Annotated in this window: 24 protein-coding genes; 13 read left to right on the top strand and 11 right to left on the bottom strand. The window is 65.0% G+C overall.

Annotated features, from left to right (window positions below; all coding sequences use genetic code 11):
• Positions 1 to 11: 11 nt before the first annotated feature.
• Positions 12 to 473, bottom strand: coding sequence for a peroxiredoxin (locus KUV49_RS13930; RefSeq protein WP_222450465.1), 462 nt, complete (start codon positions 471 to 473; stop codon positions 12 to 14).
• Between the two features lie 108 nt (positions 474 to 581).
• Between KUV49_RS13930 and KUV49_RS13925 the strand changes: the two genes are divergently transcribed.
• From KUV49_RS13925 to KUV49_RS13885, 9 genes are all read left to right on the top strand, one after another.
• The gene (locus KUV49_RS13925; RefSeq protein ID WP_222450464.1) at positions 582 to 3,977 is read left to right on the top strand and encodes a DUF3971 domain-containing protein; all 3,396 of its coding nucleotides are present in this window, start codon (positions 582 to 584) and stop codon (positions 3,975 to 3,977) included.
• Positions 3,974 to 5,047 (top strand): tRNA preQ1(34) S-adenosylmethionine ribosyltransferase-isomerase QueA, encoded by a 1,074-nt coding sequence (gene queA, locus KUV49_RS13920; RefSeq protein ID WP_222450463.1) that lies wholly within the window; start codon positions 3,974 to 3,976, stop codon positions 5,045 to 5,047. Before KUV49_RS13925 ends, queA begins: the two co-directional genes overlap by 4 nt.
• Positions 5,048 to 5,338, top strand: coding sequence for a hypothetical protein (locus KUV49_RS13915; RefSeq protein WP_152498098.1), 291 nt, complete (start codon positions 5,048 to 5,050; stop codon positions 5,336 to 5,338).
• Between the two features lie 186 nt (positions 5,339 to 5,524).
• A complete protein-coding gene (locus tag KUV49_RS13910) occupies positions 5,525 to 6,784 on the top strand; it encodes an MFS transporter (protein ID WP_222450462.1) in 1,260 nt (419 codons plus the stop codon).
• Between the two features lie 133 nt (positions 6,785 to 6,917).
• A complete protein-coding gene (locus KUV49_RS13905) occupies positions 6,918 to 7,505 on the top strand; it encodes a DUF924 family protein (protein ID WP_152498099.1) in 588 nt (195 codons plus the stop codon).
• A gap of 148 nt (positions 7,506 to 7,653) precedes the next feature.
• Complete coding sequence (gene lpdA / locus KUV49_RS13900; RefSeq protein WP_222450461.1) at positions 7,654 to 9,048, top strand: dihydrolipoyl dehydrogenase; 1,395 nt, start codon at positions 7,654 to 7,656, stop codon at positions 9,046 to 9,048.
• A 174-nt stretch (positions 9,049 to 9,222) separates the two neighbouring features.
• Complete coding sequence (locus KUV49_RS13895; RefSeq protein WP_222450460.1) at positions 9,223 to 9,780, top strand: class I SAM-dependent methyltransferase; 558 nt, start codon at positions 9,223 to 9,225, stop codon at positions 9,778 to 9,780.
• A gap of 133 nt (positions 9,781 to 9,913) precedes the next feature.
• On the top strand, positions 9,914 to 12,784 hold the full coding sequence (gene uvrA / locus KUV49_RS13890) for an excinuclease ABC subunit UvrA (RefSeq protein WP_222450459.1): 2,871 nt from the start codon (positions 9,914 to 9,916) through the stop codon (positions 12,782 to 12,784).
• Positions 12,781 to 13,149: a hypothetical protein gene (locus KUV49_RS13885; RefSeq protein WP_222450458.1), complete on the top strand. Its 369-nt coding sequence runs from the start codon at positions 12,781 to 12,783 to the stop codon at positions 13,147 to 13,149. Before uvrA ends, KUV49_RS13885 begins: the two co-directional genes overlap by 4 nt.
• A gap of 34 nt (positions 13,150 to 13,183) precedes the next feature.
• Here the strand turns inward: KUV49_RS13885 and KUV49_RS13880 are convergent, their stop codons facing one another.
• The 6 genes from KUV49_RS13880 to KUV49_RS13855 form a co-directional block, all read right to left on the bottom strand.
• Positions 13,184 to 13,525 carry an excinuclease ABC subunit A gene (locus KUV49_RS13880; RefSeq protein ID WP_222450457.1) on the bottom strand — a complete coding sequence of 114 codons (342 nt, stop codon included), beginning with the start codon at positions 13,523 to 13,525 and terminating at the stop codon, positions 13,184 to 13,186.
• Positions 13,526 to 13,716: 191 nt separating this feature from the next.
• Positions 13,717 to 14,592 (bottom strand): 3-hydroxyisobutyrate dehydrogenase, encoded by an 876-nt coding sequence (mmsB, locus tag KUV49_RS13875; protein WP_222450456.1) that lies wholly within the window; start codon positions 14,590 to 14,592, stop codon positions 13,717 to 13,719.
• A 14-nt stretch (positions 14,593 to 14,606) separates the two neighbouring features.
• A complete protein-coding gene (locus KUV49_RS13870) occupies positions 14,607 to 15,638 on the bottom strand; it encodes an enoyl-CoA hydratase/isomerase family protein (RefSeq protein WP_222450455.1) in 1,032 nt (343 codons plus the stop codon).
• Positions 15,635 to 16,777, bottom strand: coding sequence for an acyl-CoA dehydrogenase family protein (locus tag KUV49_RS13865; RefSeq protein WP_222450454.1), 1,143 nt, complete (start codon positions 16,775 to 16,777; stop codon positions 15,635 to 15,637). The genes KUV49_RS13870 and KUV49_RS13865 overlap by 4 nt, the downstream gene beginning before the upstream one ends.
• A 205-nt stretch (positions 16,778 to 16,982) precedes the next feature.
• Entirely contained in the window at positions 16,983 to 17,552 is a 570-nt protein-coding gene (locus KUV49_RS13860) for a L,D-transpeptidase (RefSeq protein WP_222450453.1), read from the bottom strand.
• A gap of 141 nt (positions 17,553 to 17,693) precedes the next feature.
• Entirely contained in the window at positions 17,694 to 18,827 is a 1,134-nt protein-coding gene (locus tag KUV49_RS13855) for a carboxylate-amine ligase (protein ID WP_222450452.1), read from the bottom strand.
• 380 nt (positions 18,828 to 19,207) lie between these two features.
• On the opposite strand from KUV49_RS13855, the gene KUV49_RS13850 reads away from it, so the two are divergent.
• The gene (locus tag KUV49_RS13850) at positions 19,208 to 20,206 is read left to right on the top strand and encodes a Hint domain-containing protein (protein WP_222450451.1); all 999 of its coding nucleotides are present in this window, start codon (positions 19,208 to 19,210) and stop codon (positions 20,204 to 20,206) included.
• 99 nt (positions 20,207 to 20,305) lie between these two features.
• Here KUV49_RS13850 and KUV49_RS13845 read toward each other — a convergent pair whose 3' ends face one another.
• Complete coding sequence (locus KUV49_RS13845; protein ID WP_222450450.1) at positions 20,306 to 21,361, bottom strand: NAD(P)H-dependent flavin oxidoreductase; 1,056 nt, start codon at positions 21,359 to 21,361, stop codon at positions 20,306 to 20,308.
• An 81-nt stretch (positions 21,362 to 21,442) separates the two neighbouring features.
• On the bottom strand, positions 21,443 to 22,942 hold the full coding sequence (locus KUV49_RS13840) for a CoA-acylating methylmalonate-semialdehyde dehydrogenase (RefSeq protein ID WP_222450449.1): 1,500 nt from the start codon (positions 22,940 to 22,942) through the stop codon (positions 21,443 to 21,445).
• A gap of 119 nt (positions 22,943 to 23,061) precedes the next feature.
• Here KUV49_RS13840 and KUV49_RS13835 point away from each other — a divergent pair, with 119 nt between their 5' ends.
• The 3 genes from KUV49_RS13835 to coaD all read left to right on the top strand — a co-directional run bounded on the left by KUV49_RS13835 (position 23,062) and on the right by coaD (position 25,110).
• Positions 23,062 to 23,958, top strand: a complete 897-nt coding sequence (locus tag KUV49_RS13835; RefSeq protein WP_222450448.1) for a LysR family transcriptional regulator — start codon at positions 23,062 to 23,064, stop codon at positions 23,956 to 23,958.
• Between the two features lie 62 nt (positions 23,959 to 24,020).
• Positions 24,021 to 24,458, top strand: coding sequence for a CBS domain-containing protein (locus KUV49_RS13830; RefSeq protein ID WP_222450447.1), 438 nt, complete (start codon positions 24,021 to 24,023; stop codon positions 24,456 to 24,458).
• A 157-nt stretch (positions 24,459 to 24,615) separates the two neighbouring features.
• Positions 24,616 to 25,110, top strand: a complete 495-nt coding sequence (gene coaD / locus KUV49_RS13825) for a pantetheine-phosphate adenylyltransferase (RefSeq protein ID WP_222450446.1) — start codon at positions 24,616 to 24,618, stop codon at positions 25,108 to 25,110.
• A 9-nt stretch (positions 25,111 to 25,119) separates the two neighbouring features.
• Here the strand turns inward: coaD and KUV49_RS13820 are convergent, their stop codons facing one another.
• A complete protein-coding gene (locus tag KUV49_RS13820; RefSeq protein ID WP_222450445.1) occupies positions 25,120 to 25,263 on the bottom strand; it encodes a hypothetical protein in 144 nt (47 codons plus the stop codon).
• Between the two features lie 137 nt (positions 25,264 to 25,400).
• A complete protein-coding gene (gap, locus tag KUV49_RS13815) occupies positions 25,401 to 26,402 on the bottom strand; it encodes a type I glyceraldehyde-3-phosphate dehydrogenase (protein ID WP_152498113.1) in 1,002 nt (333 codons plus the stop codon).
• Positions 26,403 to 26,417: the final 15 nt, after the last annotated feature.

The following is a 26,417-nucleotide window of genomic DNA, read 5'->3' as shown; positions in this document are numbered from 1 at the left end:
GCTTTGATCGGTCACAGGGCGCGCACCGCGTCCAGCACCTCGTCGGCGTGGCCGTCCACCTTTACCCTGGGCCAGACGCGGGCGACCATGCCGTCGCGGTCGACCAGCACGGTCGTGCGCTCGATCCCCATGAAGGTCTTTCCGTACATCTTTTTCTCTTTCCAGACGCCGTATTCCTCGCAGACATGCGTATCAGCGTCGGACAGAAGGGGAATGCCCAGCTCATGCTTGTCGCGGAACTTGTCGTGCTTGGCCACGGTATCCTTGGAAATTCCGAAGACCTTGGCGCCCGCCGCGTCGAAGTCCTCGGCCAGGCCGGTAAAGGCGATGGCCTCCTTGGTGCAGCCGGGCGTGTCGTCCTTGGGATAGAAGTAGAGCACGACCGGCGCGGGGCGCTGTTCGGACAGGGTGACGAGGTCGCCGCCGTCGCGCGGCAGGGCAAAATCGGGGGCCGGTTGGCCGGGTTCGAGCATGTCGGATTCTCCCATGAGTAAAAAGTGAGTTTCAAATTAACGCGTAAGCGGCAAGAATAAAGCAAAGAGGGCAGGCAAATGCGCGGCGAACGCGCGACATCGGGATTAATGAGCGACACGACGCAGACAAAACCTCGCGGCAAGCGCCTGAAACGGTTCGGCCTCTGGAGCGTCGCGCTGGTGCTGGCGGTGTGCCTGGGGCTGAGCGTGGCGGCGGTCTCGCTGCTTGGCACGCGGGTCTCGGCGCCGGACTGGGTGCGGGACCGTGTCACCCGCGAGATCAACGCGGCCGTCGAAGGCGTGTCGCTGCATTTCGGCGACATGGCCGTGGTGATGGAGGAAGGCTGGGTGCCGCGCCTGTCGCTGCGTGACGTGACGGTGCGCGACACCACCGGCCTGCCCATCGCCAACCTGTCGGACGTGCAGGGCACCGTGGATCTGAAGGCGCTGTTGCAGGGACAGTTGCATCCCAGCACGGTACGCCTGTCTGGCGCGCAGCTGAGCTTTCGGCGCACCGACGCGGGCGAGGTGGGCGTCACGCTGGGCGAGGTGGGAACCTCCGAGCAGCAGCCGGTGACGGTGGCCGCGATGGCCGAGCGGCTGGACGTGGTGCTGAACCGGCCCGCCTTCAGAAGCCTGACGACAATCGAGGCCACGAACGTCTCGCTGCGCTACGAGGACGAGCGCACCGAGCGGGCCTGGACCGCCGATGGCGGGAGGCTGGACGTGACGCGCGACGGCGACGACATCCGCCTGCGCGGGGATTTCGCCCTGATCGGGGCGCGCGATTATGCCACCACGCTGGCGTTGAACTATACCGGCCGGCTGGGCAGCGCGGCGTCCGAGGTCGGCCTGAGCTTCGAGGACATGCCGGCCCGCGACGTGGCGGGACAATCGCCCGCGCTGGCGTGGCTTTACGCGATCGACGCGCCGATCTCGGGCGCGCTGCGCGCCTCGGTGGATGACACGGGCAAGCTAGGCCCGCTCAACGCGACGTTGCAGATCGGCCAGGGCGCGGTCAGGCCCAACGAGGCGACCGAGCCCATCGCATTCGACTCGGTGCGCAGCTATTTTACCTACGACCCGTCGGAGGATCGCATCGTCTTCAACGAGCTGTCGATCGACAGCAAGTGGGTCAAGACCAGCGCCACGGGCCATGCCTATCTGGTGGGGGTGGAAAAAGGCTGGCCGCGCGAGATCCTGTTGCAGGTCAACCTGTCGGAGGTGGTGGCCAACCCGATGGACCTTTATGCCGAGGCGGTCACGCTTCAGGGCGCGCGCATGGACATGCGCCTGAAGCTGAACCCTTTCGTGCTTACGCTCGGCGAGCTGAGCCTGTCGGACCAGGACGAGGTGCTGCGGTTGAGCGGCGAGGCGCGGGCCGAGCCGGAAGGCTGGGACGTCACGCTGAACGGCCACATGGAGCGCATCGACCCCGACCGCCTGCTGCAGCTCTGGCCCGAGCGGCTTCAGGACAAGACCCGCGACTGGATCACCGAGAACGTGCGCGCGGCGGACCTGCGGAACATCCAGCTTGCCCTGCGGTCCTTGCCCAAGCGCAGCCCGGACTTTTTCCTGGGCTTCGATTTCGAGAAGTTCAGCACGCAGTTCATCAAGAATTTTCCGGTGATCGAAGATGCGCACGGGCACGCGTCCTTGATGGACAACCGTTTCGTGGTGTCCGCACTGGGCGGGCACGTGACCGCGCCGCAGGGCGGGCGGATCGATATCTCGGGCACCAGTTTCGACATTCCGGACGTGACGATCAAGCGGACGCCGGCGCAGGTGAACCTGCGCACGCGCAGCACGATCACGGCCGCCCTGTCGCTGCTGGACGAACCGCCGCTGGAGTTTCTGACCAAGGCCGGGCGCGAGGTGACGCTGGCGGACGGCATGGCGGAATTGCAGGGCGTGCTTGACCTGCGCCTGTTGAAAAAGTTGTCGGTCGAGGACGTGGAGTTCGACATAGCGGGCAAGTTGCGCGATGTGCGCAGCGAGGTTCTGGTGCCGGGCCGGGTGCTGTCATCCGCCGCCCTGGACGTGGCGCTTGCGGACGATGTGCTGACAGTGGCGGGGGCGGGGCGCATTGGGCAGGTGCCGTTCGACGGGCGGTTCGAGACCGATATCAGCCCCGGCGCGAACACCAGCACGGTGCGCGGCTGGATCGAATTGTCCGAACGCTTTGTCGAGGAGTTCGGCATCGGATTGCCGCCGGGCAGCGTGTCGGGCGCGGGCCGGGCCGACATGGAGATCGACTTTGAAAAAGGTGCGCCGGGGGTGTTCCGGCTGAGCTCGACCCTGGCCGGTGTGGGCCTGCGCGTGCCGCAGCTGGATTGGGCACTGTCGCAGGGCGCGACAGGCCGGCTGGAGGCCTCGGGCCGGCTGGGCGAACCGCCCTCGATCGACCGGCTGGAGATTTCGGGGGCGGGGCTGACCGCGCGCGGCGCGGTCACCCTGCGCGACAACGGCCAGCTGAACCGGGCCACGTTCTCGCAGGTCCAGATCGGCAGCTGGCTGAAAGCGCCGGTGGAACTGGTCGGGCGCGGTGCGGGTGCGGCGCCGGCGGTGCGCGTGCAGGGCGGTTCGGTGGATCTGCGCCAGACCTCGCTGGCGGGCGATGGCGGCGGTGGGGGCCGACAACGCACGCAACGTGGCGGGCCGGTGTCGCTGGCGCTGGACCGCCTGCAGATATCGGACGGGATCGCGCTTACGGATTTCCGGGCGGACCTGGACATGTCGCAGGGCGCCAACGGCAGCTTTGCCGGCCGGATCAACGGCATGTCGCCGATCACCGGCCGGGTCGTGCCGCAAAACGGCCGCAGCGCCTTTCGCATCCAGGCCGAGGATGCGGCCGGGGTGCTGGTGTCGGCGGGGCTGGTCAAGGGCGCCCGCAACGGCAAGCTGGACGTGACGCTGGTGCCGGGCAAGGGTCCGGGCATCTACGAGGGCAGGCTGACGGCGAAAGGGTCGATGCGGCTCAAGGATGCGCCGTCGATGGCCGCGCTTCTGAACGCGCTGACGGTCGTGGGCCTGCTGGAGCAGTTGGGCGGCGACGGCATACACTTCGAGTCGCTGGAGGCGCGTTTCCAGCTTTCGCCCCAGCGCGTCACGCTTTATTCCAGCAGCGCGGTGGGCGCCGCGATGGGGATCACGATGGACGGCTATTACTATCCGGAAAGCGGGCAGATGGACATGCAGGGCGTGATTTCGCCGGTCTATGTGGTGAACGCCGTGGGCTCGCTCTTTACCCGGCGGGGCGAGGGGCTGTTCGGGTTCAACTATACGCTCAAGGGGCCGGCCCGCAGTCCGCGGGTCAGCGTCAACCCGCTGTCGGCCTTCACGCCGGGCATGTTCCGCGAATTGTTCCGCCGTCCTGCGCCGGAACTGCCGCAATCGACGCGGCGCGCGCAGGAGCCCCAGCCGGACACCGAGCGCCCGAAGCCCCAGGCGCCGAGATCGAACCCGATGGGGCGGGGCTTCGACACGGGCAATTTCGGCCGATGAAGCTGTCGGATTTCGATTTCGACCTGCCCGAGGCGCTGATCGCGACACGGCCCGCAAGACCGAGGCCGTCGGCGCGGCTGCTGGTGGCGCGAGGGGACAGGATCACCGATGCGCGGGTTCATGACCTGGGCCGGTACCTGCGGCCCGGCGACCGGCTGATCCTGAACAACACCAAGGTCATCCCGGCGCGCCTGTCGGGGCTGCGGCGGCGTGACAGTGCGCAGGGCGAGACCGAGGCGCGGATCGAGGCGACGCTGCTGGATGCCACGCCCGAGGGCGACTGGCGGGCGATGATCAAGCCGTTGAAAAAGCTGCGGACCGGCGAAGTGGTGCGCTTTGGCGCGGGCCTGGAGGCGATTCTGCTGGACAAGGAGGACGGGCAGGGCGTGCTGCGTTTCAACCTGTCGGGGGAAGATTTTGACGCCGCGCTCAACGCGGCGGGCGCGATGCCGCTGCCGCCCTATATCGCCAGCAAGCGCGCCGCCGATGCACGCGACCGCGACGACTACCAGACGGTTTTCGCCAAGGAGACCGGCGCGGTGGCCGCGCCCACGGCCAGCCTGCATTTCGACGACGCGCTGCTGGCGGAACTGGCGGCGCAGGGCGTCGCCTTTACCGAGGTCACGCTGCACGTGGGCGCGGGGACGTTCCTGCCCGTGAAGGTCGAGGACGTGACGACCCACCGGATGCATGCCGAATGGGGCGAGGTCAGCGCGGCGGCGGCGGCCGAGATCGCCGCGACGAAAGCGCAGGGCGGGCGGGTCATTCCGGTGGGCACCACCGCGCTGCGCCTGATCGAAAGCGCCGCCCGCGATGGCACGATCGCGCCGTGGCGGGGCGAGACGGATATCTTCATCTACCCCGGGTTCGAGTTTCGGGTGACGGACGCGCTGATGACCAATTTTCACCTGCCGAAGAGCACCCTGATGATGCTTGTCAGCGCCTTGATGGGTCCCGAGCGCATCAAGGACATCTACACGCACGCCATCCGGAATGAGTACCGATTCTTCTCTTACGGGGATTCGTCTCTTCTGGTACCCGATGCCGGGGATGCCGGGGAGGAGACCTGAATGAAACTCAACAAGGTGCCGGGCTTTGTCAGCCGCGTCATGTGGGTGGGGCTGATCACCAGTGCCGCGCTCTTGATCCTGAACTACGTGATCGCGGGGCTTGTCTGTGCGCTGATCGTTTTTGCCGCCAACCTTGCGCTCAAGCGCGAGCCGGTCAAGCTGTGGGTTTTCCGCGTGCTGACCGGGATGTCGCGCGAAGAGCTGGAGCGAGCGACGCTGGCCGATCTTCAGGCGGGTGCCACGACGTCGGACCGGGGCAGGCCGGACCCCGACGACCCGCCGGCCGGCTGACCTTTCGCCCCGGAGCGGGCTGCCGCGCGTGGTTCCGCCCATCGGCGGCTGTTGCGGCGCCGGACGCTGTTGAAACCGGCTCGAAACACTGGCAAGGCCTGCACCAGCGACGGATCGAGTCGCGTTTGAGCCAGACCTGTTGTGCGATGCCCGTCTAGACGGGCTGAAAGTCATTGGAGTTCCCGCATGTTTTCCGTTCTTTCCAGCGCCTGGGCCCTGCTTTTGGGCATGATGCTCTTGCAGGTCGGCAACGGCATGCAGGGCACGCTCCTGGGTGTGCGCGGCCAGATGGAAGGCTTCTCGACGCTGGAAATGTCGCTGGTGATGTCGGGTTATTTCCTGGGCTTCCTCTTTGGCTCGCGCATGGCGCCGGAGATGATCCGGCGGGTGGGACACGTGCGGGTGTTCGCGGCGCTGGCCTCGATGATCTCGGCGGTGATGATCCTGTACCCGGCCTTTGCCAACCCCTGGGCCTGGGGCGTGGGGCGCGTGCTGATCGGGTTCTGTTTCTCCGGCGTGTACGTCACGGCCGAAAGCTGGCTGAACAACGCCGCCACGAACGACAACCGCGGCAAGGCGCTGTCGCTTTACATGATCGTGCAGATGGTCGGTATCGTCAGCGCCCAGGCGCTGATGCTGACCGCGGACCCGGGCGGATTCGTGCTGTTCATCATCCCGTCTGTGCTGATCTCGCTGTCCTTCGCGCCCATTCTGCTGTCGATCAGCCCGACGCCGGCCTTCGACACGACCAAGCCGATGACACTGCGCGAGATCATGCGGATCTCGCCCTTGGGCTGTGTCGGCATGTTCCTTTTGGGCGGGGTCTTTGCGGCGCAGTTCGGCATGGCGGCGGTCTACGGCGCCGAGGCGGGGCTGACCGTTGGGCAGATCTCGACCTTCGTGGCGACGTTCTATCTGGGGGCGATGCTGGTGCAGTATCCGCTGGGCTGGCTGTCGGACCGCATGGACCGGCGGCTTCTGATCCTGATCGCCTCGGCCATCTGCGCCATTGGCGCGGTGATCGGCATGGCGCTGGGCAGCGTGTTCTGGCTGTTGCTGGTGGCCGCGTTCCTTGTGGGGGGCATGTCGAACCCGCTTTATTCGCTGCTGATCGCCTATACCAACGACTTCCTGGGGACCGACGACATGGCGGCGGCCGCGGGGGGCATGGTGTTCATCAACGGGCTGGGCGCGGTCTTTGGCCCGATCATCACCGGCTGGATCATGGGCGTGGTGGGGCCGAGCGGGTATTTCCTGCACATTGCCACGCTTTGCACCATGATGGCCGCCTACGCCGCCTACCGGATGACGCAGCGCGCGGCGCCCGACGATACCGACCGCTACACCGCGGTGGTGCCGGGTGTGTCGCCCATGGCGGTGACCTATGCGCAGGAAGTTGCCATGGAGGCGGCGGAGGAAAATTCAGAGGATGGACAGGCCGCGTGAGAGTGCCCATATGCGCGGCAGAAACGGGACGATGTCACGAAACATTGCCTTTGTTGCAATTCTTTACTGTCCACGGGGCAGGGGATGTCGTTAACCTGTTACATATGAGTGCTGCCCACTACGGGAGGATAGGATGACAGCGCCCGAGGATATATTGAATTTCTGGCTCGACGAGGTCGGGCCGAAGGGCTGGTACGAGGCGTCCGACGATCTGGACGAGACGGTGCGCGACAGGTTTCTCGATGCCTATCACCGCGCCTGTGACGGGACCAACGGGCTGTGGCTGACCTATCCCAGCGGCACGCTTGCCTATATCATCCTGATGGACCAGTTTCCGCGCAACATGTTCCGCGACCAGGCGCAGGCCTTCGCAACCGACAAGTTCGGACTGGCCGCCGCCAAGGCCGCGATCAACAAGGGCTGGGACACGCGGATCGACGAACCCGCGCGACAGTTCTTCTACCTGCCGCTGATGCATTCGGAGAACTTGTGCGATCAGGACCGCTGCGTGCGGCTGATCTGCGAACGGATGCCCGAGGGCGGCGACGACAACCTGCTTCATGCGCGCGCGCATCGCGAGGTGATCCGCAGCTTTGGCCGGTTCCCGCACCGCAACGACGTGCTGGGGCGCGGCAGTTCGGACGCCGAGAAGGCCTTCATGAAGAAGGGCGGCTACGGCGGCGTGGTGCGCGAGCTTCAGGACGCCGACGCCGCCGCATAGCGCAAGCGGCGCGAGCTATTGGAATTCATGGACAAACCGGGCCGGCCCGTGGCATCTTGTTGCGGGAGGCTTAGCTACGTTGTGGTCGTCTCCGAGATAGTTTAATATCAAACTATATTTTGAAATCGACCTGGGAACGGAGCATCGCATGGCCGCGCAATCCTATGACATGATCGTAATCGGGGCAGGGCCGGGCGGCTATGTCGCCGCCATCCGGGGCGCGCAGCTGGGCCTGAAGGTGGCCGTGGTCGAGCGCGAGCACCTGGGCGGGATCTGCCTGAACTGGGGCTGTATTCCCACGAAGGCGCTGCTGCGCTCGTCCGAGGTGTTTCACCTGATGCACCGTGCCAAGGAGTTCGGACTGAAGGTCGAGAAGATCGACTATGACCTTGACGCCGTGGTCAAGCGCTCGCGCGACGTGGCCAAGCAGCTGACCTCGGGCGTGGGCCACCTGATGAAGAAGAACAAGATCACCACGATCATGGGCGAGGCCAAGCTGACGGGCAAAGGCAAGGTGTCGGTCAAGACCGAGAAGGGCAGCGAGGAGCTGACCGCCAAGACCATCGTTCTGGCCACCGGCGCGCGGGCACGCGAACTGCCGGGGCTCGAGGCCGATGGCGACCTCGTGTGGACCTACAAGCACGCGCTGAAGCCGCCGCGGATGCCGAAGAAACTGCTGGTCATCGGCTCGGGCGCGATCGGGATCGAGTTCGCCAGCTTCTACAACACGCTGGGCGCCGAGACGACCGTGGTCGAGGTGATGGACCGCATCCTGCCGGTCGAGGATGCCGAGATCGCAAAATTCGCGAAGAAGGCGTTCGAGAAGCAGGGCATGAAGATCATGGAGAAATCCACGGTCAAGCAGCTGGACCGCGCCAAGGGCAAGGTGACCGCCCATATCGAGACCGGCGGCAAGACAGAGAAGCTGGAGTTCGACACGGTGATTTCCGCCGTGGGGATCGTCGGCAATACCGAGAACCTCGGCCTGGAGGACCTGGGCATCAAGGTGGATCGCACGCATGTGGTGGTGGACGAATACTGCCGCACCGGCGTCGACGGCATCTATGCCATCGGCGACCTGGCCGGCGCGCCCTGGCTGGCGCACAAGGCCAGCCACGAGGGCGTGATGGTGGCCGAACTGGCCGCCGGCGGACACCCGCACCCGGTGCGCCCCGACAGCATCGCGGGCTGTACCTATTGCCACCCACAGGTGGCCAGCGTCGGCCTGACCGAGGCCAAGGCGAAAGAGGCGGGATACGAGGTGAAGATCGGCAATTTCCCCTTTATCGGCAACGGCAAGGCGATTGCCCTGGGCGAAGCCGAGGGCATGATCAAGACCGTCTTCGACGCCAAGACCGGAGAATTGCTGGGCGCGCATATGGTGGGCGCGGAAGTGACCGAGCTGATCCAGGGCTATGTCGTGGGCCGGCAGCTGGAGACGACGGAAGAGGACCTGATGCACACGGTCTTCCCGCACCCGACGCTGAGCGAGATGATGCACGAAAGCGTGCTGGACGCGTATGGTCGGGCGGTGCACTACTGAAATGAGCGCCTGCGGCGCGCAGGTTCGGTAAAAGCGGGGGCGCTGCCCCCACGTTGAAACGACGTTTCAACGTTCCCCCGGGATATTTTCGGCCAGAGGAAGCGGTGCGGGGCTTTTCGCATGAGGCCGCATCTGAGATGGTGCGCGTGTCGATGACCTTGAAAGTGTGGCGGAATGGCGAGCCTCAACCGTATCGTGATGTACAAGAGTTCCCGCGCCTGGTTCGAGGAGCTGGACCTCGCGTCGATGGAGGCCGCCGAGGTGTCGGGCAAGCATGGTCGTCGCTACGAGTTCAAGAGCTACGAGCGCTTCCGCTTTCCGGCGCATGACATCTGCAAGGGGCCCTATACCGACGAGGCGGGCACCGTGCGGCAATTCGATATCGTGCTGGCGAACCAGGTGTGGGAGCACCTGGACCGGCCCTACGCGGCGACGCGCAACGTGCTGGAGATGCTGCGGCCGGGCGGGTATTTCTGGGTCGCGGTGCCGTTCTTCATCCCCTATCACGGCGATCCGGTGGATTGCTCGCGCTGGACGGCGCGGGGGCTGAAGAACCTGCTGATCGAGGCCGGGTTCGACGAGGGCAGGATCCGCTCCGAGCAATGGGGCAACCGGCTGGCGGGCTTGCGGAACCTGGGCGAGGACTGGCCGCCGGAGTATGATCCCGAGCGCGACAATCTGGACAACGATCCGGCCTTTCCGATCTGCGCCTGGGCTCTGGCCCGGAAGTAATCGGCAAATAAACTGTGGATAAAGCGGGCGCTGCTGACAGGCCCTGACCCCTGTTCGCGGTATGTTCCGTTTTTCCACTTGGAAGAAGGGGCGGCGTAAACTATCTGTCAACGGGTGAGACACCGGGGGCAGTATGGCCGAGCTGAAGAACATCGAAGTACGGGGCGCGCGCGAGCATAACCTCAAGAACATCGACGTGGACATTCCGCGCAACGAGCTTGTGGTGATCACCGGGCTGTCGGGCTCGGGCAAATCGAGCCTGGCGTTCGACACGATCTATGCCGAGGGGCAGCGGCGTTACGTTGAAAGCCTGTCGGCCTATGCGCGGCAGTTCCTGGACATGATGGAAAAGCCGGACGTGGACCATATCAGCGGTCTGTCCCCGGCGATTTCCATCGAGCAGAAGACGACCAGCAAGAACCCCCGTTCGACCGTCGGCACGGTGACCGAGATCTACGACTACCTGCGGCTGTTGTTCGCGCGGGTCGGCACGCCCTATTCCCCTGCCACCGGCAAGCCGATCGAGGCGCAGCAGGTGCAGGACATGGTCGACCGGGTGCTGGCGATGGAAGAGGGCACGCGCGCCTTCCTGCTGGCGCCCATCGTGCGGGACCGCAAGGGCGAGTATCGCAAGGAATTCCTGGAGCTGCGCAAGCAGGGCTTTCAGCGGGTGAAGGTGGACGGCACGTTCTACGAGCTCGACGAGCCGCCGACGCTGGACAAGAAATTCCGCCATGACATCGACGTGGTGGTCGACCGCATCGTGGTGAAGGACGGCATCGGCACGCGGCTGGCCGACAGTTTCCGCACCGCGCTGGACCTGGCAGACGGGATCGCCATCTTCGAGACCGCGCCGAAAGAGGGCGAGCCGGAACGCACGACGTTTTCCGAGAATTTCGCCTGTCCCGTCAGCGGGTTCACCATCCCCGAGATCGAGCCGCGGCTGTTTTCGTTCAACGCGCCGTTCGGGGCCTGCCCGGACTGCGACGGGCTGGGGATGGAGCTGTTCTTTGACGAACAACTCGTGGTGCCGGATGCGGCGCTGAAGCTCTATGACGGGGCGCTGGCGCCGTGGCGGAAGGGCAAGTCGCCCTATTTCCTGCAAACCATCGAGGCCATCGCGCGGCATTACGAGTTCGATGCGAACACGCCCTGGCGCGATCTGCCGGCGCATGTGAAGCAGGTCTTCCTGCATGGCTCTGGCGACGAGGAAATCCAGTTCCGCTATGACGAGGGCGGGCGGGTGTACCAAGTCAGCCGTGTCTTCGAGGGGGTGATCCCCAACATGGAGCGGCGCTATCGCGAGACGGATTCGAGCTGGGTGCGCGAGGAGTTCGAACGCTATCAGAACAACCGGCCCTGTGGCACCTGCGGCGGCTATCGCCTGCGGGAAGAGGCGCTGGCGGTGAAGATCGGCAAGCCGGATGACCTGCGCCATATCGGGCAGGTGGTGCAGATGTCGATCCGCGAGGCGTTCGACTGGTGCGAGACGGTGCCGGAGGCGCTGACCGCGCAGAAGAACGAGATTGCGCGGGCGATCCTGAAGGAGATCCGCGAGCGGCTTGGCTTCCTGAACAACGTGGGGCTGGAATACCTGACGCTCAGCCGGAATGCCGGCACGCTCTCGGGCGGGGAAAGCCAGCGGATCCGGCTGGCCAGCCAGATCGGGTCTGGCCTGACCGGGGTGCTCTATGTGTTGGACGAGCCGTCCATCGGGCTGCATCAGCGCGACAACGGGCGGTTGTTGCAGACGCTGCAGAACCTGCGCGACCAGGGCAATACCGTGATCGTGGTGGAGCATGACGAGGAGGCCATTCGCACTGCCGATTACGTCTTCGATATCGGCCCCGGTGCGGGTGTGCATGGCGGCGACGTGGTCAGCCACGGCAAGCCCGAGGCGGTGGCGGCCGACAAGAATTCGATCACCGGGCAATACCTGTCGGGTGTGCGCGAGATTTCCGTCCCGGCGGAGCGGCGCAAGGGCAATGGCAAGAAGATCAAGATCGTCAAGGCCACCGGCAACAACCTGAAATCCGTGGATGCCGAGTTTCCGCTGGGCAAGTTCGTCTGCGTGACCGGCGTGTCGGGCGGGGGCAAGTCGACGCTGACCATCGAGACCTTGTTCAAGACGGCCTCGATGCGCCTCAATGGCGCGCGGCAGACGCCCGCGCCGTGCGAGACGATCAAGGGGCTGGAGCATCTGGACAAGGTCATCGACATCGACCAGAGGCCCATCGGGCGCACGCCGCGCTCGAACCCGGCCACTTATACCGGGGCGTTCACGCCGATCCGCGATTGGTTTGCCGGGCTGCCCGAGGCCAAGGCGCGTGGCTACAAGCCGGGGCGGTTTTCCTTCAACGTGAAGGGGGGGCGCTGCGAGGCGTGCCAGGGCGATGGCGTGATCAAGATCGAGATGCATTTCCTGCCGGATGTCTATGTCACCTGCGAGACCTGCAACGGTGCGCGTTACAACCGGGAGACGCTGGAAATCCAGTGGAAAGGCAAGAGCATAGCGGACGTTCTTGATATGACGGTCGAGGATGCGCAGGAGTTCTTCAAGGCGGTGCCGTCGATCCGCGAGAAGATGGATGCGCTGATGCGCGTGGGGCTGGGCTATATCAAGGTGGGCCAGCAGGCGACGACCCTTTCGGGCGGCGAGGCGCAGCGGGTGAAACTGTCGAAGGAACTGGCGAAGCGGTCGACGGGCCGGACGCTCTATATCCTCGACGAGCCGACCACGGGGCTGCATTTCGAGGACGTGAAGAAACTCCTGGAAGTGCTTCATGAACTTGTGGAAAGCGGCAATACGGTCTTGGTGATCGAGCACAATCTGGACGTGGTGAAGACCGCCGACTGGATTATCGATATCGGCCCCGAAGGCGGGGATGGCGGCGGTGAGATCGTCGCCGTGGGCACGCCCGAGGACGTGGCCGAGGTCGAGCGCAGCCATACCGGGCGCTACCTGAAAGACATGCTGGCGGCGCGGAAGGTCGCCGCGGAATGACACGGATTGCCTTTGTCCTGCTGGGGCTGATGCTGCCCTGCGGGGCATGGGCGCAAGCCGGACCGGATTGCGGCTTTGCGGAAGAGCCGTGTTTCTGCGGCGGGCTGTTTGCCGTGCTGGAGGTTGGCGACGGCGATACGGCGTTCCAGGCCGACCTGCGCCAGCGGTCCGCCGAGATGCGGGCGCGGGTTCAGGCGTTTCATGGGGAAACGGCCGGAAACAGGCTGTTCGACGGTTGGATGGAGGCGTGGCGGGACTTGCCGGGCGGTCTGGACGGACGGACGGTCCTGGCCGAGGGATTGGCACGGTGCCAAGGTTACGTGAGCGACAGAGCGGGGCGACCGAAGGTGTCGGTCACCCCGTGATTTTATATTTTTTTCAGGAGCTTGTGTTGCGATCCTAATTCAGGATGCGTGCCGCGGCCCCGATCAGGTCCAGCACTTCGCGCGTTTCCCGGTCGACGCGAAGAACCTGATCCCCGACGCGGTAGTAGGTGCCATAGGGATCAAGCCCGTAGCGGCCAGGATCCCGAATGATGACATAGTCGCCCCGGATCACGTCACCGCGGCGATACCCGTCATAGCGATCGTGGTCATACCCCGAATGCTTCTTCGCCTGTCCCGGGGGGACGCAGGGCACGGCTTTCTTGGCAAGCCCCGGAGGGCAGCCGTTCGACTTGGCCGCCACGGGTCCGGCAAGCGACACGGCGACGATGGAGGCGGTCAGGACGGGTTTCCACATGTGGTTTCTCCTTATGCTTTTGCGGATAACACCTGGGCAGAAGGAGCGTTCCTCAGGGTCAGGTGCGCCGGCGGCTTCATGCCGGTTGCGCCGGTGCGTGGATGCCGGACCGGGAAAGGGGGCGCTGCCCCCGCGCCGAAACAGGGTTTCGACGCTCCCCCGGGATATTTTCGGCCAGAGGAAGAGGCGGGTCAGCTCTCGTGCCCGCGTTTTTCGAACCGGGGCAGCATGGCCGAAAAATCGCGGCCATTGCCGTCTTCGTCCTCGACGAAGCGGCGGTAGAGGTCGCGGGCGGCCTGGCCGATGGGGGTGTCGGCATCGGCGGATTCGGCGGCCTGCATGGCCAGGGTCAGGTCCTTGAGCATGAGTTCGGCGGCAAAGCCGGGCTTGTATTCGTTGTCGGACGGTGATTTCGGGCCGATACCCGGGGCGGGGCAGTAGGCGTTCATCGACCAGCTGTAGCCCGAGGAGGTCGAGACCACGTCGAACATCGCCTGCCGGTCGAGGCCCAGCTTGTCGGCCAGCGCGAAGGCCTCGCAGGTAACGATCATGGTGGCGCCGAGGATCATGTTGTTGCAGATCTTGGCGGCCTGTCCGTTGCCCGAGGGGCCGCAATGCACGGCCTTCTGGCCCATGATGTCGAAGAGCGGCTTCGCGGTGGCAAAGGCGCTTTCGTCGCCGCCCACCATGAAGGTGAGCGTGCCGCCCTGCGCGCCGCCGATGCCGCCAGAGACGGGCGCGTCGAGCGCGCCGAGGCCCGCGGCGTTGGCCTGTTCGGCCACGGCGCGGGCGCTGTCCACGTCGACGGTGGAGCAATCGAGCAGGACGGCGCCCTGTTTCATCGCCGGGATCACGGTGTCGGCCACCTTGCGCAGGATCTGGCCGTTGGGCAGCATGGTGATGACGACGTCGGCGTCAGCTGCGGCGGCCTCGGCGGTGTCGGCATTGGCCACGCCCTCGGCGGTGGTGCCGGCGGTGTCGAAGCCGGTCACCTCGTGTCCGGCGGCGGCCAGGTTGGCGGCCATGGGCGCGCCCATGTTGCCCAGTCCGATGAATCCGATCTTCATGTCAGGTCTCTCCCTCAGGTCTTGAATGTCATTGCGTCGGGCCCCAGTGGCAGGAGCATCTGTTCGACGGCCGCGGTGGGCGGCGTGGCGAGGTCATGCTGCCAGTCCGGGCTGCGGTCCTTGTCGATCACGGCGGCGCGGATGCCTTCGAGGAAATCGCCATGTTCCATCGCGCGGAAGGTGAAACGGTATTCCAGTTCCAGCGCGTGGCGGATATCGCCCGCCGCGCCGCGCAGGCGGTGCAGGATTTGCACCGTGGAGGCCATCGACAGGGGCGAATTGCGGCGCATGGATTTCAGGGCGGAGGCGGCGAGGTCGCTATCGGACGCCTCCAGCGCGGTCACGATCGCGCCAAGGTCGGCGCCGTCGAAAAGCGCGTCGATCTCGGGCTGCTGGTCGTGCAGACTGCCGCCTGGGGGTGTCTGGCCTTTGATGTGGCCGACATCGCCGGTCTCTTCGAGCTTCGCGATGAGGGCGGGCCAGTGGTCCTGCGGGATGTAGCTGTCGGCGAAGCCGGCATAGATCGCGTCGGCCGGGCCCATGCGGGATGTGGTCAGGCCCAGGTATTCGCCCAGCCGGCCCGGCGCGTTGGCGAGGATCAGCGAGCCGCCCACATCCGGAACCAGCCCGATGCCGCATTCCGGCATGGCGATCTGGCTGCTGTCGCAGACGATCCGGTGCGAGCCGTGGCAGGAAATGCCCACGCCGCCGCCCATGGTGAAGCCCTGCATGAAGGCGATGTAGGGCTTGGGGTATTCGGCGATCTTGGCATTGAGGCGGTATTCGTCGCGCCAGAATTTTTGCCCATAGGCGAAATCGCCCGCGCGGCCGGTGTCGTAAAGCTGCTGGATATCGCCGCCCGCGCAGAAGGCCTTGTCGCCCTCGGCGTCGATGATGACCAGTGCCACGTCGTCATCGGTGGCCCAATCGTCCAGCGCTGCCTCGATGGCAAGGCACATGTCGTAGGACACGGCGTTGAGCGCCTTGGGGCGGGTGAGGGTGATGCGGCCCGCTTGGCCGGTCTTGCGGATCGAAATATCGCTCATTGTTCCGCCAGCATGTGCCGCGCCACGATCAGGCGCATGATCTCGTTGGTGCCTTCGAGGATCTCGTGCACGCGCAGGTCGCGCACGAGTTTCTCGATGCCGTAATCGGCGAGGTAGCCGTAGCCGCCATGCAGTTGCAGGCACTGGTTGACGATCCGGCTGCCGGCCTCGGTCACGAATTTCTTGGCCATGGCGCAGTATTTCGTCGCGTCGGGGGCCTTGGTGTCGAGCTTCCAAGCGGCCTGGCGCAGGAAGACGCGGGCGGCGTGCAGCTCGATCTCGAGGTCGGCCAGGCGGAATTGCAGGGCCTGGAACTGGTCGATGCTTTGCCCGAAGGCCTTGCGCTCGCGCATGTAGGTCTTGGTCATGTCGAGCGCCTGTTGCGCGGCGCCGAGTGAACAGGCGGAGATGTTGAGGCGGCCGCCATCCAGCCCGGCCATGGCGTAGCTGAACCCTTTGCCTTCTTCTCCGACGAGGTTCTCTGCGGGGATCGTGCAATCGTCGAATTGCACCTGCGCCGTGGGTTGGCTGCGCCAGCCCATCTTGTCCTCGAGCCCGCCAAAGGAAAGGCCGGGTGTGCCGTCCTCGACATAGACGGTGGAGATGCCCTTGGGGCCATCCTCGCCGGTGCGGACCATGCAGACATAGGCGTCCGAATAGCCGCCACCCGAGATGAACGCCTTGGTGCCGTTGAGCGTGTAGCCCTCGTTGGTGCGCGCGGCGCGGGTTTTCAGGGCTGCGGCGTCGGAGCCCGAGCCGGGTTCGGTCAGGCAGTAGGAGAGGACCGTCTTCATCGGGATCACGTCGGGCAGGACGCGGGCCTTGAAGTCGTCGCTGGCGAAATTGTCGATCATGCGGGCGCACATGTTGTGGATCGACAGGAAGGCGGCAACCGAGGGGCAGGCCATGCTGAGCGCCTCGAACACCAGCGTGGCGTCGAGCCGCGAGAGACCCGCGCCGCCGGACTCCTCGCTGACATAAAGACCGCCGAAGCCCAGCTCGCCCACTTGCGGCCAAAGCTCTTTGGGGATGGTGCCCTGCGCCTCCCAGTCGCGGGCGTGGGGCGCGATGGCGTCCTGTCCGAAGGCATGGGCCATGTCGAAGATGGCGGTCTGTTCCTCGCTGAGCGCGAAATCCATCGCTTGGTCCTCCTCGTCTTACCCGGGCGGGTAATTGAACGTGTGTTTAATTAACCTGTTCGCGGCGGCGTCGCAAGGTGTGATCCGAGGGTCGCGCAGAACGCGGCCGGGAATCAAGCGCTGTCGGTTTCTGCCCCCGCCAATGAAAAGGGCGCCGCACCCCGGTGCCGCGCCCTTTCCTGAATGTCCGATGTTGCCCCTGGCGTCAGAGGACCAGAACCTTGGTGCCGACCTCGGTCTTGGCGAACAGCTCTGCGATGTGCTCGTTGTAAAGGCCGATGCAGCCCGAGGACGAGCGGCGTCCGATCTTGCGGGTGTCGTGGGTGCCATGGATCAGGTAGGCGGGCCAGGCGAGGTACATCGCATGCGTGCCCAGGGGGTTGCCGGGGCCGGCATCCATGAAATCGGGCAGGCTGGGATCGCGTTCTTTCATGCTTTCGGTCGGCGTCCAGGTCGGGCCGACCTTCTTGCGCACGATCTCGGTATAGCCGCGGCGCGTCAGCTCGTCGGTCATCGGAACCGAGGACGGATAAAGCGAATAAACCCCGTTTGCGTTCCAGTGATGCACGGCGCGGCTGTTGATGTCGCAGACGATGCGGCCGGTGCCCAGGCTGTCGAAATAGTCGTTCCAGTCGCGGGTCGTGAAAGAAGACGCGTTGCGCTTGACCGACGACGACAGCGGCGCGTTGTCCTGCGCGAGCAGCACGGACGGTGCGGCAAGGCCCGCTGCGGCCCCGAGAAGCGTGGCGCGGCGTGAAAAACGTGTCTTGGACATTGGGGTGCTCCGTAATACTTGTATTTCCGCTCTATTTAACCGGATCGGCAAAAAGGTTAAGGGAAATCCCGCGTGATTTTGCCGGCTCACGCAGGTTTGAAGGCCGGAGTCGGCGATATGGCGCCTATCGGTGCGGTGATGTCACAGGTCGGCGTGAAATTCCTCGACAAGGTGTTCGACCACGGCGCGCAGGGCGGCATCCGGCGCGGCGCCCGCGTCTGTTGCCGCTTCATAGGTCCGGCGTTGCCGGGTCGATGACGTGCCGGTGCGCATCACTTCGCGCAGGGTCTCGACCTCGGAGATGCAGGCGAAATAGCGGGCGTCCTCGTCGATCAGTTCCAGCAGTTCCTCGGCCAGTTCGGCCATCGGCACAATGGCGCCGCGGCCGAAATCGATCAGGCCCTCGCGGGTTCCGTAGCGTTGCGCGCGCCAGCGGTTCTCGTCCACCAGGAAGCGGTCGTAGATGCGCCAGCGCTGGTTCTTCGTTGCCAGCCGCCACAGCATCCGGGTGATGCACTGTGTCAGCGCGGCTAGCATCAGCGTGTGTTCCAGCCGGGGCTGGACATCGCAGATCCGCGACTCGATGGTCGGAAACTTGGAGGACGGGCGCAGGTCCCACCAGATCTTGCTGGCGTCCTCGATCACGCCCAGATCAGTGAGCGAGCCGACCGAGCGCTCGAACTCGGCAAAGCTTTCCATGCGCGGGGGCAGGCCGGTGCGGGGCAGGTTGTCGAACACCGTCAGGCGGTAACTGTCGAGACCCGTGTCGTGCCCCTGCCAGAACGGCGACGAGGTGCTGAGCGCCAGCAGGTGCGGCAGGAAATAGGTGAGCTGGTTCATCAGGTCGACTCGGCGGTCCGGGTCCTCGATGCCGACATGGACGTGCATCCCGCAGATCAGCATCCGTTGCACGACCCCCGCGAGGTCGTTGCTCAGCGTGTTGTAGCGGTCCTTGTCGGTATGCGGCTGGTTGCGCCAGTCGGAAAACGGGTGGCAGGAGGCGGCGATCGGTCGAAGGTTATGGGCGGCGGCGTGTTTCGACACGCAGGCACGCAGGCGCTTGAGATCCTCGCGCGCCTCGGAGACGTCGCGACAGACCTTGGTGCCGATCTCGATCTGGCATTTCAGGAACTCGGGCGCGACCTGGTCCTGCAACTCCTCGGCACAGGCGTCCATCATCTCGGACGGTGCCTCGGCCAGGGCGAGGCTGTCGCGGTCCACCAGCAGGTATTCTTCCTCGATGCCGATGGTGAAATCGGGGCCGTCTTGGGTCATGGCTGCCCTCCCTTTCAAGCGATTTCAGCAGCAAACTGCACAGGTTGGCAAGTGCGCGATGATCGCGCTGCGCAAGAGGAGGGAATGAGACAGGCCGAAGAACGCGCTTCATGGTCGCAAAAGCCCCTGTGCGAAAAGGACCGATTCGGACCCTTTATTCACTTTCGGAATATTTTTTGACCTCCATGAGAATAAACCCGTTTAAGTTGAAAAAGAAACAAACTGTTTCTTACACAAGACGCCTTTTTAAAATATTGATTGCTATTAATAATAATTAAGCGCGAATGCGCGATAAGTTTTTCAAAAGATCGTCTGAGTTGTTTTTGGCATGGGTTGCGGCACACTGAGTTTGTGCGGGGCGTTTCAAGGGAGATGCCAAGGTGCCCAGTTCCTCTATTACTGTAATTCCTTATTCCGGCTCCGTTCTGGCGGCTGATCTGCTCGCCGGTTCCACAACCTTGGCCCTTAGCAATTTTGGCTCGGCCCAGAGCGGAACGCTTTCAGACAATGACGGACTGCTGGAGAATGCAGACGACGGTGTCGCGACCTTCAACGGGGCGCCGATCAATTACATCGGCAGTGGCAGCGCCACAGGCGGCGCGGAAGTGGCCGGGATATTCATCGGAGTGGGACCGACGGTGGATGTCGTCGTTTTCGAGGCCGCGGGTCAGATATTCTTCCATTATCCTGATGGACAGCCCGCTTTGGCACAGCTTCTGCTGAACGTGAACATTTCCGCAGCCCCTTACGAGGTGTTCACACCCGTGTGCTTTGCCGCCGATACGTTGATCCTGACCCCTGACGGCGAGCAGACGATCCAAGACCTTCAAGTCGGTGACTGGATTACCGATTTTTACGGCGAGGACCACGAAATTATCTGGACCGGGTCGCGCAAGTTGACGATCCCACGAGCCCAAGCGTTCAAGAAATGGCGGCCGGTCGATATTGAGCGCGACGCCTTGGGCGAGGGCATGCCCTTCAGGATCACCAGGGTATCACAGCAGCACCGGATCGTGCTGGCCGACTGGCGCGCCCAGCTATGCGCTGGACAGGACGAGGTGTTCGTGCCTGCCGTGCATCTGGTCAACGACCGTGACATTCGCATCAACAATGCGCTTGATGAAGTGGAATACTGCCATGTCATGTGTTCCGAGCATGTCGTGCTGTCGGCAAACGGGATGCCTGCCGAAAGCCTGTTTCCAGGGGCTGTCGCGCTGGAGGGTCTCGGACGGGAGGCGCGTCACGAACTGCTGGATCTCTTCCCCGAGCTCGCCGAAGGAGGGCTTCCGGAAAGTTACAAGCTGGCACATCCTTCGCTGAAACGAAACGAGGCGCGATTGCTCTCGCAACTGACGGTCGGCAAGTCGCGGTATCATTGAACAGACACCTGTAAATCAGACGTGAACGCGGAGCACAGGACCCCTGTGGGTCGCGGCGCGCTTGAAACAATGAAGTGGCTTGCGGTTCGACCCGTGACGTCAGCGCCTGGCCCCCATCGTCTCCAGTGCCGAACTGACGAGCGCTTCCAGCCGCGTTGCAGCGTCGCCCGACGGGGCCAAAGCCGCGCTTTGGCCGTAGAGCGAGAACTGGTGCGCCGGGCCGTCGGCCTCGAGCAGGGGGCGGCTGTAGTGATACATCAGCGGGAAGGGGGCCGCGTCGACCACGGCCATTGCGTCGATCCACGGCGTGCGGTGTGCGCGCGCCGGGCGGCCCGAGCCGGCCCGTGTCACCCGGGTGCTTTCATCGGTGCCGGCCTCCACCGCCTCGGGGTGATAGGGCTTGCGGTTGGCCTCGTCCGCGGTGATGAAGGCCGTGCCGATCTGCACACCAGCCGCACCCAGGGCGAAGGCGGCAGCGATGCCGCGCCCGTCGGCGATGCCGCCCGCAGCGATCACCGGCACATCGACCGCGTCCACGACCTGTGGCAGGAGCGAGAAGAGGCCCACCTGCGCGTCGTTTTCCAGTTCCAGGAACAGGCCGCGGTGCCCGCCGGATTCCCAGCCCTGAGCGATCACCGCGTCGACGCCCCGCGCCACCAGCCAGCGGGCCTCGGCCACGGTGGTGGCGGAACTGAGGATCTTGCAGCCCTTTTCCTTGAGCGCCGCGATGGCGGCGTCCTCGGGCAGGCCGAAATGAAAGCTGACCACTGCCGGGGGGCGCGCCAGAAGGCAGTCCAGCTGCGCCGCGCCGAAAGGCTGGAACGAGGGGGTCGGCATCCCTTCGGGAAGGGTAGCGCCGGCCGCGTCATAATGCGGGCGCATCGCGTCGAGCAGTGCGGCGTGATGATCTTCGGAGATGTCCTGCGGCTCGTGGCAGAAGAAATTCAGGTTCACGGATCGGTTCGTCGCGCCCGCCAGCGCCTCGATATCCTCGGCCAGCTTTTCCGGTGATAAGGTCGCGCAGCCATGCGAGCCGAGCCCGCCCGCATTCGACACCGCCGCCACCATCGCCGGGGTCGTGGTGCCCGCCATGGGGGCCTGGATGATGGGGTGGTCAATCCCCAGTAGGTCGCAAAGCCGTGCGTCGGGCCACATGTCCTGTTCCTCCTTCCAAAACGAAACCGGGCCGCGGCGGTTTGCCCGCGCGGCCCGGTCAGTATCCTCAAGGCAGATGGATCAGTCCATCGCCTTGAAGTTGAACTCGCCGCCTTCCTTGATGCCGCTGGGCCAGCGGGCCGTGACGGTCTTGGTGCGGGTGTAGAACTTGAAGGCGTCGGGGCCATGCTGGTTGAGGTCGCCAAAGGCCGATTTCTTCCAGCCGCCGAAGGTGTGATAGGCCAGCGGCACCGGGATCGGCACGTTCACGCCGACCATGCCGATGTTGATCCGGTTGGCGAAGTCGCGCGCGGCGTCGCCGTCACGGGTGAAGATCGCCGTGCCGTTGCCCATCTCGTGGTCCATCGCCAGCTTCAGCGCCTCGTCGTAGGAGCCGGCCCGCACGGTCGACAGGACCGGGCCGAAGATTTCCTGCTGGTAGATGTCCATGTCCGGGGTCACCTTGTCGAAGAGGTGCGGCCCGACGAAAAACCCGTCCTCGTAGCCCTGCAGCTTGAAGTCGCGGCCGTCGACGACCAGTTCCGCGCCTTGCTGCACGCCGCTTTCGATCAGGCCCAGGATCTTTTCCTTGGCGGCGGCGGTCACGACGGGGCCGTAATCAACGTCATCGCCGGCGGTATAGGGTCCGACCTTCAGCTTTTCGATGCGCGGCACCAGCTTTTCGATCAGGCGGTCGGCGGTCTCGTCGCCCACCGGGACGGCCACGGAAATCGCCATGCAGCGTTCACCGGCGGCGCCGTAGCCCGCGCCGATGAGCGCGTCGGCGGCCTGGTCCATGTCGGCGTCGGGCATGACGATCATGTGGTTCTTGGCCCCGCCGAAGCATTGCACGCGCTTGCCGTTCGAGCAGCCACGGCCATAGATGTACTCGGCGATCGGGGTCGAGCCGACGAAGCCTATCGATTGCACGGTCTCGTTGTCGATCATCGCATCCACGGCTTCCTTGTCGCCGTTGACCACCTGCAGCAGACCCTTGGGCAGGCCGGCCTCTTCCAAGAGTTCGGCCAGCATGATCGGCACCGAGGGGTCGCGCTCGGACGGCTTGAGGATGAAGGCGTTGCCGCAGGCGAGGGCGGGCGCGAACATCCACATCGGGATCATGGCGGGGAAGTTGAAGGGCGTGATGCCGCCCGTGACGCCCAGCGGCTGGCGCATGGAATACATGTCGATGCCGGGGCCGGCGCTGTCAGTGAACTCGCCTTTCAGCAGTTGCGGCGCGCCGATGCAGTATTCCACCACTTCAAGGCCGCGCTGCACGTCGCCCTTGGCGTCGGGGAAGGTCTTGCCGTGCTCGGAACTCAGCGTCTCGGCCAGCTTGTCCATGTCGCGGTTCAGCAGGCGGACGAATTCCATCATCACCCTTGCGCGCTTTTGCGGGTTCATGGCGCCCCAGGCGGGCTGGGCCTTGGCCGCGATCTCGACCGCCTGGTCGAATTCTTCCTTGCTGGCCAGCGGGCAGCGGGCCTGCACCTCGCCGGTGGCGGGGTTGTAGACGTCGGAAAAACGGCCCGACTGGCCGGGCACGCGCGCGCCGTCGATGTAGTGAGTCAGCTCTTTCATTACGGTTCTCCTCGGGTTTGGGCGCAGGTTAGCGTTGCGTTTTTGGCGGGAAAAGAGGCAATATTCCAAAAGGGCTTTGCAGGAATGCAAAGCAACATGCGGGATCGAAGGGCAGGGGCATGGTATCGAACTGGGACGACCTGCGGGTATTTCTTGCCGTGGCGCGCACCGAGAGCCTGTCGGCGGCGGGCCGGGCGCTGAAGCTCGACCCCGCCACGGTGGGTCGCCGCATCGCGCGGCTGGAGGCCGATACCGGCGCACCGCTTTTCGCCAAGTCGCCCACCGGGTATGCGCTGACCGACGCGGGCCAGCGCCTGATGGGGCATGTCGGCCGGGCCGAGACGGCGATGCGCGATGCCGACGAGGAAATGGCGGGGCAGGCGGGCGGCCTCTCGGGGCAGATCCGCATCGGCGCGCCGGATGGCTGCGCCAATTTCATCCTGCCGCAGGTCTGCGCCCAGATGGCCCAGGACAACCCGGACCTCGATCTGCAGATCGTGGCCCTGCCGCGGGTCTTCAACCTCAGCCGGCGCGAGGCGGACATGGTGATCGCGGTCAGCCCGCCATCGGCCGGGCGCCTGAGCGTGCAGAAGATCACCGATTACGGGCTGCACTTGGCCGCCGTGCGCTGGTACCTGCGCCAGGCGCCGGAGATCCGGTCGGTGGACGACCTCGCCGCGCATCGGATGGTGGGCTACATTCCCGACATGATCTTCGACAAGGAGCTGGATTACCTCGGCGAGACCGGGGCGGACCGGGTCGCGCTGGCCTCGAACTCGGTCTCGGTGCAGGCCCATTGCATCCAGCAAGGCGGCGGTGTCGGCATCGTGCACGACTTCGCGCTGCCGTTCTTTCGCCGCCTCGACAAGATCCTGCCCGACGAGATCAGCCTCACCCGCAGCTTCTACCTGGTGCGCCACCAGGACGACCGGCGTCTGGACCGGATGAACCGTTTCGCCACCGCGCTGTGCGACGGTGTCCGCGCCGAGGTGGCACGGCTGGAGGCCGAAGCTTGACAGAAAAACGGTTCTGGGGGACGCTGGACCTCCGGTTGAACATCAATGAACGAGGGCCCCGGATGATCGTCCAGCAAATTCTCAAATCGAAAGACAGCGACAGGGTCATCACCGTGACGCCCGACACCAAGGTGTCCGAGGCCGCAGGGATGCTGGCCAAGCACCGGATCGGCGGCCTGGTCGTGTCGGTCGATGGCACCACCGCAGACGGCATCCTGTCGGAACGCGACATCGTGCGCGGCCTTGCCACGTCGGGCTCGGGCTGTCTGAACGACAATGTGTCGGACCTGATGACCCCGAAACCCGTCTGCTGCACCAAGCAGGACAGCGCCGACACGGTCCTGGTGCGCATGACCGATGGCCGCTTTCGCCACATGCCGGTGGTCGACGAGGACGGCAAGCTGATCGGAATGGTTACCATCGGCGACGTGGTGAAGGCCCGTCTGCAAGAGCTGTCGATGGAAAAGGCCGCGCTGGAAAGCATGGTGATGGGGCATTGAGGCCGACCGGCGCGACCGGAGTTTTCGACCGATAGCGAAAGCGCGGCGCGCGCCCTCGGGTCTCATCGTTCCAAAAATACGCCGCTTGGCGCTGTCGCTTGCAATTCCCCAACGTTTGTAGTTGCTTGCAGGTCGTCACGACACGAAGGAAGACCCCATGCGCATCGGTCTCTATCCCGGCACGTTCGATCCGATCACATTGGGTCATACGGATATCATCGCCCGCGCGGCGACACTGGTGGACCGTCTGGTCATCGGCGTCGCCATCAACCGCGATAAGGGCCCGCTTTTCACGCTGGAAGAGCGTGTGGCGATGGTCGAGGCGGAATGCATCGGGATCAGTGCCGCCACCGGCACCGAGATCGTGGCGCATCCGTTCGAGAACCTGCTGATCGACTGCGCCCGCGACGTGGGTGCCAGCGTGATCATCCGCGGCCTGCGCGCCGTGGCGGATTTCGAGTACGAATTCCAGATGGTCGGCATGAACCGCGCCATGGACGACCGGATCGAGACGGTATTCCTGATGGCCGACGCGCGCCGCCAGGCCATCGCCAGCAAGCTGGTCAAGGAAATCGCGCGGCTGCACGGTGACGTGACCCGCTTCGTGACTCCCGCCGTCAAGGAGGCGCTGGAGGACCGCTTCGGAGAGTGACGCCGTGACTCAGCGCCAGAAGGCGAGCCACTCGATCAGGTCGACTGTCTTGCGGGCCAGGAAGAACGACGCCTGCATGTCGTTGTAATAGTAGTCCCAGCCAAGCCCCGCGATGACAAGCAGGGCCAGGAAAAGCGCGATCTTGTTCGTCATGTGCCGCTTTCGTGCCTCCGCCCCGGACCCACGCCCCGTATGCCTCAGCCGGGGTGCGTCATGCAAGGGGGATGAAAAAGCCCCCCGGCATGTGCGCTGCCGGAGGGCCTGACCGTGTCACTTCCGCCTGGGTGGCGTCAGGCGAGCCGCGCCATCGCCACGGCCACGTCGGCCATGCGGCAGGAAAAGCCCCATTCGTTGTCGTACCAGGCCAGCACGCGCACCAGCCGGCCGCCGGTCACGCGGGTCTGATCGGGCGCGAAGATCGAGCTTTCCTCGGTGTGGTTGAAATCGACCGACACCTTGGGTTCGGGATCGTAGCCCAGCACGCCCTTCATCGGGCCTGCCGCCGCTTCGGCCATGATGGCGTTCACGTCGTCCGCGGTCACGTCCTTCTTGGCGAGGAAGGTCAGGTCCACCGCCGACACGTTCGGCGTGGGCACGCGAATGGCCGAGCCGTCGAGCTTGCCCTTGAGGTCGGGCAGCACCTCGCCCAGGGCCTTGGCGGCGCCGGTGGAGGTCGGGATCATCGACATCGCCGCGGCGCGGGCGCGGTAGAGATCCTTGTGGCGGCGGTCGAGCGTCGGCTGGTCGCCGGTATAGGCGTGGATCGTGGTCATGATGCCGCTCTCGATGCCGATGGCCTCGTGCAGGACCTTGGCGACCGGGGCAAGGCAGTTGGTGGTGCAGGAGCCGTTCGAGATCATCCGCTCGCCGGCCTGCAATTCGCCGTCGTTGACGCCGAAAACCACGGTGCGGTCGACGTTCTTGCCGGGTGCGGACAGCAGGACCTTGCCCGCGCCGCGGTCGAGGTGCTTTTTCGCCTTCTCGCCGTCGTTGAACTTGCCGGTGCATTCCAGGACGACGTCCACGCCGGACCAGTCCAGCTCGTCCATGTCGTAGGTCGAGAACATCTCCATCGGTCCGCGCCCGAGGTCCATCGTGCCGTCGCCCAAGGTAATGTCGCCCGGAAAGCGGCCATGCACGCTGTCGTATTTCATCAGGTGCGCCGCGGTTTCCAGCGGGCCGGTGGCGTTGACCTTTGCGACCTTGATGTCGTTGCGCGTGCTGGCCGCGATATGCGCCAGGGTGCAGCGGCCGATCCGGCCGAATCCGTTGATGCCGACGGTGACGGTCATTTTGTTCTCCTATCC

Origin of the sequence: Roseovarius atlanticus (genome assembly GCF_019802205.1) — a bacterium.
In the GTDB taxonomy this organism is placed as follows: domain Bacteria; phylum Pseudomonadota; class Alphaproteobacteria; order Rhodobacterales; family Rhodobacteraceae; genus Roseovarius; species Roseovarius atlanticus_A.
Note: the sequence above shows the minus strand (reverse complement) of the source record. Positions and strands in the feature narration are given on the sequence as shown.